General features: G+C 63.7%; 11 protein-coding genes. 2 read left to right on the top strand and 9 right to left on the bottom strand.

Going from position 1 to position 10,390, the window contains the following annotated elements; all coding sequences use genetic code 11:
• The 5 genes from HP546_RS19245 to HP546_RS19265 form a co-directional block, all read right to left on the bottom strand.
• A partial coding sequence (locus tag HP546_RS19245; protein ID WP_172228390.1) for an HPP family protein occupies positions 1-486 on the bottom strand: 486 nt, incomplete at its 3' end.
• A gap of 212 nt (positions 487-698) precedes the next feature.
• Positions 699-2,018 carry an ATP-binding protein gene (locus tag HP546_RS19250; protein ID WP_172228392.1) on the bottom strand — a complete coding sequence of 440 codons (1,320 nt, stop codon included), beginning with the start codon at positions 2,016-2,018 and terminating at the stop codon, positions 699-701.
• Positions 2,015-2,683, bottom strand: coding sequence for a response regulator transcription factor (locus tag HP546_RS19255; protein ID WP_172228394.1), 669 nt, complete (start codon positions 2,681-2,683; stop codon positions 2,015-2,017). Before HP546_RS19255 ends, HP546_RS19250 begins: the two co-directional genes overlap by 4 nt.
• Positions 2,684-2,998: a PepSY domain-containing protein gene (locus HP546_RS19260; RefSeq protein ID WP_172228396.1), complete on the bottom strand. Its 315-nt coding sequence runs from the start codon at positions 2,996-2,998 to the stop codon at positions 2,684-2,686.
• The gene (locus tag HP546_RS19265; protein WP_172228398.1) at positions 2,998-3,306 is read right to left on the bottom strand and encodes a PepSY domain-containing protein; all 309 of its coding nucleotides are present in this window, start codon (positions 3,304-3,306) and stop codon (positions 2,998-3,000) included. Before HP546_RS19265 ends, HP546_RS19260 begins: the two co-directional genes overlap by 1 nt.
• A 234-nt stretch (positions 3,307-3,540) precedes the next feature.
• On the opposite strand from HP546_RS19265, the gene queD reads away from it, so the two are divergent.
• Positions 3,541-3,897: a 6-carboxytetrahydropterin synthase QueD gene (gene queD, locus HP546_RS19270; RefSeq protein WP_016392794.1), complete on the top strand. Its 357-nt coding sequence runs from the start codon at positions 3,541-3,543 to the stop codon at positions 3,895-3,897.
• A gap of 12 nt (positions 3,898-3,909) precedes the next feature.
• On the opposite strand, the gene HP546_RS19275 is transcribed toward queD, so the two are convergent.
• Both HP546_RS19275 and HP546_RS19280 read right to left on the bottom strand, forming a co-directional pair.
• Complete coding sequence (locus tag HP546_RS19275) at positions 3,910-4,524, bottom strand: hypothetical protein (protein ID WP_172228400.1); 615 nt, start codon at positions 4,522-4,524, stop codon at positions 3,910-3,912.
• Between the two features lie 73 nt (positions 4,525-4,597).
• Complete coding sequence (locus HP546_RS19280) at positions 4,598-5,065, bottom strand: DUF1289 domain-containing protein (RefSeq protein WP_172228402.1); 468 nt, start codon at positions 5,063-5,065, stop codon at positions 4,598-4,600.
• 406 nt (positions 5,066-5,471) lie between these two features.
• Between HP546_RS19280 and acnB the strand changes: the two genes are divergently transcribed.
• Complete coding sequence (gene acnB, locus HP546_RS19285) at positions 5,472-8,081, top strand: bifunctional aconitate hydratase 2/2-methylisocitrate dehydratase (RefSeq protein WP_172228406.1); 2,610 nt, start codon at positions 5,472-5,474, stop codon at positions 8,079-8,081.
• Positions 8,082-8,214: 133 nt separating this feature from the next.
• On the opposite strand, the gene prpD is transcribed toward acnB, so the two are convergent.
• Together prpD and HP546_RS19295 are read right to left on the bottom strand one after the other, a co-directional pair.
• Positions 8,215-9,699: a 2-methylcitrate dehydratase gene (gene prpD, locus HP546_RS19290; RefSeq protein WP_172228404.1), complete on the bottom strand. Its 1,485-nt coding sequence runs from the start codon at positions 9,697-9,699 to the stop codon at positions 8,215-8,217.
• A gap of 167 nt (positions 9,700-9,866) precedes the next feature.
• Positions 9,867-10,390, bottom strand: a 524-nt coding sequence (locus tag HP546_RS19295) for a PrpF domain-containing protein (protein WP_306125265.1), incomplete at its 5' end; no start/stop codon positions are given.

The raw sequence follows: 10,390 nt of genomic DNA on the forward strand, positions 1-10,390 counted from the left end.
CGCCACCACCACCAGGATCAGCGCATTGAGCAGCACAGGCTCGAGCAGGTGATCGCCCATCGCGGTCAGGCCCGGGTCGGCAAGCACCGCACTCACCGCCACCCCGCCACCGGGCGGGTGCAGGCAACGCAGCAGGCACATCACCAGCAGCGAGATGCCCAAGGCAGCAGCGGCCACCCATAGCTCGGCGCCGAAACCCTGGCGCATGGCCAGGCCGACCGCGCCAGCCAGGGCGTAGCTGCCGAGCACCGGCCAGGGTTGCGCCAACGGCCCGGAATGCACCGCGAACACCAGCACAGCCGACGCCGCCAACGGGCCCAGCAGGTGCAAGGCGATGCTCGGCCCATAGGCCATGCTGGTCAGCCAGCCCGCGAGGAACAGACCGAGCAGCCCGCCAATACCGGCACGCAACCATTCTTTTGGGGGGATATTCAGGGGCGCGGGCAACAGCCGCTGCAGACGACTTTCGGAACGCGAGGCAGACATGTAGGTAATCGGGATCTGTGGTTATGCTGGTTAAAAAAGAAAGCCCAGCCGCGCTGGCCTGGGCCTTGTATTGCGAGCGCAATATCTTCAAGGGGGCTCCGTCCGTGGAGAGATGGAAACCGCAGGGTTTCATGAGGGGGATTTTGCCGGGTGGTGCGGGTTTGGGCTAATTCAAAAAAATGCGCCTGTACTGCAATATTATTGCAGTGGCGCTAGCGAGCCTTGCGCGGCAATTCGATACATATCCGCAACCCGCCCAGCGGGCTTTGCAGAAGCGCCAACTGCCCGCCCCAGGCCTCCACGATATCGCGCACGATGCCCAGCCCCAGGCCGTGCCCGTCAACCTGCTCATCCAGCCGCGAACCCCGCTCCAGCACCTGCTGTCGCTGGCCCTCCGGGATACCCGGCCCATCGTCATCGACCCACAGTCGATAACCGTCGGCATCCGCCGTGATGCCCAGGCGCACTTCGCTGTCAGCCCACTTGCAGGCGTTGTCCAGCAAGTTGCCCATCAGCTCCAGGACGTCCTCGCGGTCCCACGGCAGCAGCAAGCCGGCCGGTACATCCCTGGCCAGCAGCAGGCCTTCGCCATGAATCATGCCCAACGTCCCCAGCAGCCCGGGCAATTCGGCGTCACAATCGAACTGCGCGCCGGGCAGCGCGTCACCCGCCAGGCGCGCCCGGTTAAGTTCACGCGCCAGGCGCTGCTGGATCTGCTCCAGTTGCCCACGCATCTGCGCGCGCACCTCGGGCAAGTCTTTCAGGCGCTCGCTGGAGGCCAGGCTGAGCAACACCGCCAGCGGCGTCTTCAGCGCATGGCCAAGGTTGCCCAGGGCATTGCGCGAACGCCGCAGGCTGTCCTCGGTATGGCTCAGCAGGTGGTTGATCTGCCCCACCAGCGGCGCCAGCTCGCTGGGCACCTCGGCATCCAGCTGCGAGCGCTGGCCCTGCTGCAACTGGGCGATCTGCTGGCGCGCCCGCTCCAATGGCCGTAGCGAGCGGGTCACGGTAATGCGCTGCAGCACCAGCACCAGGATCAGCGCCACCAGGCCCATGCCCAGGCCGATCTGCTGCAGGCGCCGAAAGCCTTCGCGCACCGGTGAATAGTCTTGCGCCACAGTGATCGAGATATCCTGGCCCAAGCGTCGATAGTCCGCTCGCAACGCCAGCAACTGCTGCCCTTCCGGGCCCAGCTCATGGCTGTCGGAAAGGCCCGGCGCAGAGGGCTTGGACATGTCCAGGTCCCATAGCGAGCGCGAGCGCCAGGTGCCGTTATCGAAATCGATACGGAAGTAGTAGCCGGAAAAAGGCCGCTGGTAGGCCGCCGAAATACGCCGCTCGTCCAGCTGCAGCCCGGACGGGCCACGTACCAGGGCCACCAGCAGGTTCTCGCTTTCCTTGCGCAGGCCGTTTTCCAGGTAGCGCTGCAGTCCGGCCTCGAACAACCACAAGGTCAGTTGCGCCAGCACCACGCCGACCACCACCAGCACCGCCACCAGGCCAAGGCTGAGGCGCGCCTGGATCGACTTCACCCGGTACTCCCCGCGTAGATGTAACCTTGCCCACGGCGGGTTTCGATGACACTGCGGCCAAGCTTGCGCCGCAAGTGGTTGACGTGCACTTCCAGCACATTGGAGTCGCGCTCGGTTTCGCCGTCGTACAGGTGTTCGGCCAGGTGGCTCTTGGACAGGATCTGCTGCGGATGCAGCATGAAGTAGCGCAGCAGGCGAAATTCGGCGGCGGTCAGCTGAATATCCACGCCCTCGCGGCTGACGCACTGGCGACTTTCATCCAGGTGCAGGCCAGCGGCTTCCAGCGTCGGCTGGTTGGCCAGGCCGCGGGCCCGGCGCAACAGTGCCTGGATGCGCAGCTGCAGCTCCTCGGGGTGAAAGGGTTTACTCAGGTAATCGTCGGCACCGGCCTTCAGCCCTTCGATACGCTCGGCCCACGAGCCGCGGGCAGTGAGGATCAGCACCGGCGTGGCCAGGCCGGCGGCGCGCCACTGGGCCAACACTTCCAGGCCGGGCAGGCCCGGCAGGCCAAGGTCCAGGATGATCAGGTCGTACGGTTCGCTCTGGCCTTGATACACCGCATCACGGCCATCGGCCAGCCAGTCCACGGCATAGCCCTGGCGCTGCAGGCCGGCAGTCAGTTCATCAGCCAGCGGCACATTGTCCTCGACAAGCAACAGGCGCATTCAGTCGTCTTCCTCGTCTTTGAGCAGGGCGCCGGTGCTGGCATCGAGCTTGATCTCGCGCACCACACCTTCAGCCGTGAGCACCTCTACTTCGTATTCGTAGCGGTCGTCGTCTTCTTCCAGCTCGGCCTCCAGCAAACGCGCCCCGGGGTGACGTGCCAGGGCGGTTTGCAGCAGTTGTTCGAGCGGCAGGATGATGCCCTTCTGACGCAGCTTCAGCGCTTCGTCCTGGTCAAGGTCGCGGGCCGCAGCAAGGGAGCATACGGCCAGCAGCGCCAGCGCCAGGTAGCGCGCCGGGCGTGGTAGGTGGATCATCAGTTGTCCCGCTCGTCCTTCAGGACTTCACCGGTCTTGGCGTCCAGCGCCACGTCCCACTCCAGGTTCTGGGTGTCGCGCAGTTCGACCTTGTAGATGTAGCGGCCGTACTCGTCTTCAAGCTCCGAGTCGGTGACAGTAGCGCCAGGGTGCTTGGCCACGGCGGCGGCCTTGAGTTCGTCCAGCGACTTGATGGTCTTGGCGTTGACCAGTTTGACCACTTCGTCGGGCTGTACGTCCTTGGCGAATGCGGCATTGGCGCCCAGGGCAAGGGCAGCGGCGGTGAACAGGGCAGTCAAGGTTTTCATCGGCATTCTCTCCTGAGAACTGTGCAAGTTGTCTACGGGGTTAAGATTAACCAGCGGTCCTTAATTCAACCTGAAAACAGCTGGCGGGATGATAGCGCAGCCGCGTGGCGATGGGGGCTTGGCGATGGGCCTGGCTTGAGGCATGAGGGGCGGCGGTCGATCTGATAGGCGCTGAAGATGCCAAGGCGAACTGTTAGACTGCACACACTATTGATTCATACAGAGCAAACCCGCGTGGAAATCTTCAAGGAATTTACTTTCGAATCCGCACACCGCCTGCCCCACGTCCCTGCCGGGCACAAGTGCGGCCGCCTGCACGGCCACTCGTTCAAGGTCGGCCTGCACCTGACCGGCCCGCTGGACCCGCACACCGGCTGGATCCGCGACTTCGCCGAGGTCAAGGCAATCTTCAAGCCGATCTACGAGCAACTGGACCACAACTACCTGAACGACATCCCGGGCCTGGAAAACCCCACCAGCGAAGTGATCGCCAAGTGGATCTGGGAACAGGTCAAGCCGCTGATGCCAGAGCTGTCCAAGGTGCGCATCCACGAGACCTGCACCAGCGGTTGCGAATACACCGGCGACTGACGTCGCTGCCGGCTAGCCCAAAGGCCTGGGGTGCGGCGGGACAGGCACGGTCATCACTTCCAGGCTTAGCGCCCCCCGCACGCCTTGGTGCGTAGCCAGATAGGGGCGGCCGAACTGTCGGTAACGCCTGACAGTCCGGCCCGACGGATCGATCAGCTGCAGATTGCTCAGCCGTTCACCCACCTCCAGCTGCCGCGGGTCGAGGCCCTCCACCCCCCACTGCGGGGCGTTGTGAGTACCGGCTGGCTGCGGGCTGCCCGACATGCCCAGATAGCCGAAATCCTTGGTCATCGCATATTCAAGTCGCGGCCAGAGGTAAACCGTCTTGCCGAAATAGGCGGGTCTGATTTCGTACGTGAATTGCCCGTATATCTGGTAAACGCCAAACCACAGGACGTCGCAGAGAATGCCAGGCCTCTTCACCCGCAGGCTGGAGGAAGGCTCGAGCGCGCCCTCCGGCTCCGCCCTTAACCAGCCATCCTCGCCATCGCCACTCTCGAAGCGCACCCACAGCGGCGCCAGGTGGTCGACAGCAGCGCCCCACTCCCCTTCAACCCGAACACCTCCCAGCTGCCACCAGCACCGCGCGTTGAAGCACAGGTCGGGCTTGAAGTTGTAGTTGCCCACGGAAGCGCTCCTCATTCGTTCACGAGGGCGCCAAGCTAGCCAGCCGGCTAACGGGTAAACAGAGGGAAAGGGCCTACTCGAACGCGCTTTTGAGGAAAGCCGGAGCGATGTACCGCTGGTAATGCGCTTCGGACAGCAGGAAGAATTCCCGGTCGATGGCGTCACGCAACTGCGGCAGCTCCCAGTCACGGAATTCCGGCAGCAACACCATGCCATACGCCTCCAGCTCTCGGATCATCCGCGCACCGCGGGCAATCAGCTGGTAAGCCCAGCAATATTCCGACTGCTGCTCGACAAAGCGGATGGAACGCTGCTCGAGTTGCTGGCGCAGCAGGCCTTTGTCGAACACTTCCAGTTTGGCCATCATCACCTGCACCAGCAGTTGCTCAAGGCGCAGCCACACCGCGCGCTTCTGCGCGTCGTCATAGCCGTTCCAGTTGATCACTTCGTGGTGAAAACGCTTGCAGCCACGGCACACCGTGTCTCCGTAAACCGTGGAGCACAGGCCGACACAAGGGGTCTTGATGGACTTGTTGGACATGAAAAACAACAGCTTGGCGGTGGGACACGCCCCCATGTTAGCCCTTTGTCTAACCAGGGTCACTGCTTAAAGTCATCTTTGCCGCCTTACCTTCGGGCGTTTTTTACCGTAGAATCATCCGGCCTTTTCGAAGGCAACAATGTCCGTTGGAAGCTGTTTTCAAAGCGTCACGAGCACAGTTAATCCGGTAGAACGGCGTTGGCCCGGGCCATGCACCCCTCGCATGCCCGCGCCAGCCCTCATCAGCTCCCCGTTCTGCAGGCGTAAAACTTTGAAAGCAGCTTCTGTAAGGATTCTTTGCGACCCTGGCTGGGCGGCCCACAAAGCCGTGGCAGCGCATGGGTGCATCGAATGCTGGATAAGCGTCCCGGACCCCCTTTAGGGACCACTGATGAGGGAAATAACTGTGCTTGAAGCCTACCGCAAACACATCGAAGAGCGTGCCGCCCTGGGTATCGTGCCCCAGCCGCTGAACGCCGAACAAACTGCAGGCCTGGTCGAGCTGCTGAAAAACCCGCCGGCCGGCGAAGAAGCCTTCCTCGTAGACCTGATCACCAACCGCGTACCGCCAGGGGTCGACGAAGCTGCCTACGTCAAGGCCGCATTCCTCTCCGCCGTCGCCAAGGGCGAAACCCAGTCGCCACTGATCGACCGCAAGCACGCCACCGAGCTGCTGGGCACCATGCAAGGCGGCTACAACATCGAAACGCTGGTCGCACTGCTGGATGACGCCGAACTGGGCGCCGTCGCGGCCGAGCAGCTCAAGCACACCCTGCTGATGTTCGATGCCTTCCACGACGTGGCCGAAAAAGCCAAGGCGGGCAACGCCCACGCCAAGGCCGTGCTCGACTCCTGGGCTGCCGGCGAGTGGTTCACCACCCGCCCGGCCATCGCCGACAAGTACACCCTGACCGTGTTCAAGGTGCCTGGCGAAACCAACACCGACGACCTGTCCCCTGCCCCGGATGCCTGGTCGCGCCCTGACATCCCGCTGCACGCCCTGGCCATGCTGAAAATGGCCCGTGACGGCATCGAACCTGAGCAACCTGGTTCGGTCGGCCCGCTGAAGCAGATCGAAGCAGTCCGCGCCAAAGGCTTCCCGGTTGCCTACGTCGGCGACGTGGTTGGTACCGGTTCGTCGCGTAAATCCGCCACCAACTCGGTGCTGTGGTTCTTCGGCGACGACATCCCGTACGTGCCGAACAAGCGCGCCGGTGGTTTCTGCTTCGGCACCAAGATCGCTCCGATCTTCTACAACACCATGGAAGACGCCGGCGCCCTGCCGATCGAATTCGACTGCACCAACCTGAGCATGGGCGACGTCATCGACGTCTACCCGTACAAAGGTGAAGTGCGCCGTCACGAAAGCGACGAGCTGGTTACCACCTTCGAACTGAAGACGCCTGTACTGCTCGACGAAGTCCGTGCTGGCGGTCGTATCCCACTGATCGTAGGCCGCGGCCTGACCGACAAGGCCCGCGCCGAGCTTGGCCTGGGCCCAGTCGACCTGTTCAAGAAACCTGAGCAGCCTGCCGCGTCCGACAAGGGCTTCACCCTGGCGCAAAAAATGGTCGGCCGTGCTTGCGGCTTGCCAGAAGGCCAAGGCGTGCGCCCAGGTGCCTACTGCGAGCCGAAGATGACCACCGTCGGCTCCCAGGACACCACTGGCCCGATGACCCGCGACGAGCTGAAAGACCTGGCGTGCCTGGGCTTCTCCGCCGACCTGGTAATGCAGTCGTTCTGCCACACTGCGGCCTATCCGAAGCCGATCGACGTCACCACTCACCACACCCTGCCAGACTTCATCCGCACCCGTGGCGGCGTGTCGCTGCGCCCAGGCGACGGCATCATCCACAGCTGGCTGAACCGCATGCTGATGCCTGACACCGTAGGTACCGGTGGCGACTCGCACACTCGCTTCCCGATCGGCATCTCGTTCCCGGCCGGTTCCGGCCTGGTAGCCTTCGCCGCTGCCACCGGCGTCATGCCGCTGGACATGCCAGAGTCGATCCTGGTGCGCTTCAAGGGCAAACTGCAGCCAGGCATCACCCTGCGTGACCTGGTGCATGCCATCCCTTACTACGCCATCCAGAACGGCCTGCTGACCGTCGAGAAGAAGGGCAAGAAAAACGCCTTCTCCGGACGCATCCTGGAAATCGAAGGCCTGGACGAACTGACTGTCGAGCAAGCGTTCGAACTGTCCGACGCCTCGGCCGAGCGCTCCGCTGCCGGTTGCACCATCAAGCTGCCGGAAAAGGCTATTGCCGAGTACCTGACCTCCAACATCACCCTGCTGCGCTGGATGATCGGCGAAGGCTACGGCGATGCCCGCACCCTGGAGCGTCGCGCCCAGGCCATGGAAGCCTGGCTGGCCAACCCTGAGCTGCTGTCGGCCGACGCCGATGCCGAATACGCCGAAATCATCGAAATCGATCTGGCCGACGTCAAGGAGCCTGTGCTCTGCGCGCCGAACGACCCGGACGATGCCCGCCTGCTGTCTTCGGTACAGGGCGAGAAGATCGACGAAGTGTTCATCGGTTCGTGCATGACCAACATCGGCCACTTCCGCGCTGCCGGCAAGCTGCTGGAGAAGGTCAAGGGCGGCATCCCGACCCGTCTGTGGCTGGCTCCGCCAACCAAGATGGATGCTCACCAGCTGACCGAAGAAGGCTACTACGGCATCTACGGCAAGGCCGGTGCGCGCATGGAAATGCCAGGCTGCTCGCTGTGCATGGGTAACCAGGCACGTGTGCAGACCGGTTCGACCGTGGTTTCCACTTCGACCCGTAACTTCCCGAACCGTCTGGGCGACGCCACCAACGTGTACCTGGCATCGGCCGAGCTGGCTGCTGTCGCTTCGATCATCGGCAAGCTGCCGACTGTCGAAGAGTACATGCAGTATGCGAAAGACATCGACAGCATGGCTGCCGACGTTTACCGCTACCTGAGCTTCGACCAGATCGCCGAGTTCCGCGAAGCGGCAGCCAACGCCAAGATCCCGGTGGTTCAGGCGTAAGCTGAGCAGCAAGTTGTAAGCTACAAGCTACAAGCTACAAGCAAAAGCCCCGGCAGAAATGCCGGGGCTTTTTTGTGTCTCCTGTGCTGGCCTCTTCGCGGGCAAGCCCGCGAAGAGGCCGGCACAGACAACCTCAAATCACAAACAACTCCACAAACCTGTGCACCGCCATCTGCTCCAGCCCTTGCTGGTCCTTGCACAGCTCGAAAATCTGCTGGCACCGCTGCCGCGCAAAGCGCGTCGCCAGGTTGGCCCTGAACTTGGCCTCCAGCAACGGTATCCCCTCTTCCCGCCGCCGCCGGTGGCCGATCGGGTATTCCACCACCACCTGATCGGTACTGCTGCCGTCCTTGAAGAACACCTGCAGCGCATTGGCGATCGAACGCTTGGCTGGCTCCAGGTACTCGCGGCTGAAGCGCGGGTCCTCCACTACCTCCATCTTCTCGCGAAGCCGATCGATGCTCGGGTGGTTGGCATGGAAGGCGTCTTCATAATGCTCGGCCACCAGATGCCCGAAAATCAGCGGCACAGCCACCATGTATTGCAGGCAATGGTCGCGGTCGGCGGCATTGGCCAGCGGCCCGCTCTTGGAAATGATGCGAATGGCCGACTCCTGGGTAGTGATGACGATGCGGTCTATTTCATGCAGGCGATTGCGCACCAACGGGTGCAGGGCTACCGCCGCCTCGCAGGCAGTCTGCGCGTGGAACTCGGCAGGGAAACTGACCTTGAACAGCACGTTCTCCATCACATAGCTGCCCAGTGCCTGTGGCACGCGCAGCTCCTGCTGGCCCGCCGGTTTGAGCGCCAGGTCCTTGTTGGTATGGCTGAACAGCACGTCGTAGAAGCCCCACTGTGGCGCCGTCAGCACACTGGGCACGCCCATCTCGCCGCGCAGGGCGATGTCGGCCAGGCGTACGCCACGGCTGGACGCATCGCCAGCGGCCCAGGACTTGCGCGAACCGGCGTTGGGCGCGTGGCGGTAGGTGCGCAGCGCCTGGCCATCGACAAAGGCGTGGGACAAGGCCGAGAGCATCTGCTCGCGGCTGGCCCCCATCAGCCTGGCGCACACGGCGGTGGAAGCCACCTTGACCAGAATCACATGATCGAGGCCGACGCGGTTGAAGGCGTTTTCCAGCGCCAGCACACCCTGGATCTCGTGAGCCATGACCATGGCTTCGAGCACATCGCCCATCAGCAACGGCGCCTCACCGGCAGCCACCCGCTTCTGCGACAGGTGGTCGGCAACCGCCAGGATGCCGCCGAGGTTATCCGAGGGGTGCGCCCATTCGGCGGCCAGCCAGGTGTCGTTGTAGTCCAGCCAGCGCACCGTGCAGCCGATGTCCCAGGCGGCCTTGACCGGGTCGAGACGGTAGGCGGTTCCGGGGACGCGGGCACCATTGGGCACCACGGTGCCTTCGACCAGGGGGCCAAGCAGTTTGGTGCATTCGGGAAACCGCAGGGCCAGCAGGCCGCAACCGAGGGTGTCCATCAGGCAGTTGCGCGCGGTGTCCAGCGCCTCGGGGGATTCGACCCGGTAGCTGAGGGCGTAGTCCGCCAGGGTTTGCAGTACCCGGTCGTAGTCCGGGCGGTCGTTGAGGTCTGCGTTGGCGCTCATATCCAGCTCCCTTCAAAAGTGCTGGGGCTGCCGTGCAGCCCATCGCCGGCAAGCCAGCTCCTACGGGGATCGCACAGCTCTGGAGACTTGTGCAGTACCTGTGGGAGCTGGCTTGCCGGCGATGGGCCGCACAGCGGCCCCGCTTGAAGCCGAGCGCCAGTGGTGCGTTAGAAGCTATCGCCAGGCACGCGAACCCAGCCCTCCATCAGCACGCGAGCACTGCGGCTCATGATTGCCTTGGTCACTGTCCACTGGCCATTCACCTGGCGCGCCTCAGCCCCCACTCGCAGGGTGCCCGAGGGGTGGCCGAAACGCACGGCGCTGCGCTCGCCCCCGCCAGCGGCGAGGTTGACCAGCGTGCCCGGAATGGCCGCTGCGGTGCCAATGGCCACCGCAGCCGTCCCCATCATTGCATGGTGCAGCTTGCCCATCGACAAGGCCCGAACCAGCAGGTCGATATCCCCCGCCTGCACCGCCTTGCCACTGGACGCAGTGTAGGCGCTCGGCGGCGCCACGAATGCGACTTTTGGCGTGTGCTGACGCCCGGCAGCCTGGTCGACGTTGTCGATCAGCCCCATGCGTACGGCGCCATGGGCGCGGATCGTCTCGAAACGCAACAGGGCCTGCGGGTCGCCGTTGATGGCGTCCTGCAGCTCGGCGCCGGTGTAGCCGAGGTCCGCAGCGTTGATGA

The organism is Pseudomonas sp. CM25 (assembly GCF_013179705.1).
Classification (GTDB): Bacteria; Pseudomonadota; Gammaproteobacteria; order Pseudomonadales; family Pseudomonadaceae; genus Aquipseudomonas.

Coding starts and splice junctions, on each gene's coding strand:
- HP546_RS19265 (WP_172228398.1), bottom strand. CDS start 3,306: ATGAAAACCTTGACTGCCCTGTTCACCGCCGCTGCCCTTGCCCTGGGC.
- HP546_RS19255 (WP_172228394.1), bottom strand. CDS start 2,683: ATGCGCCTGTTGCTTGTCGAGGACAATGTGCCGCTGGCTGATGAACTG.
- HP546_RS19260 (WP_172228396.1), bottom strand. CDS start 2,998: ATGATCCACCTACCACGCCCGGCGCGCTACCTGGCGCTGGCGCTGCTG.
- prpD (WP_172228404.1), bottom strand. CDS start 9,699: ATGAGCGCCAACGCAGACCTCAACGACCGCCCGGACTACGACCGGGTA.
- HP546_RS19280 (WP_172228402.1), bottom strand. CDS start 5,065: ATGTCCAACAAGTCCATCAAGACCCCTTGTGTCGGCCTGTGCTCCACG.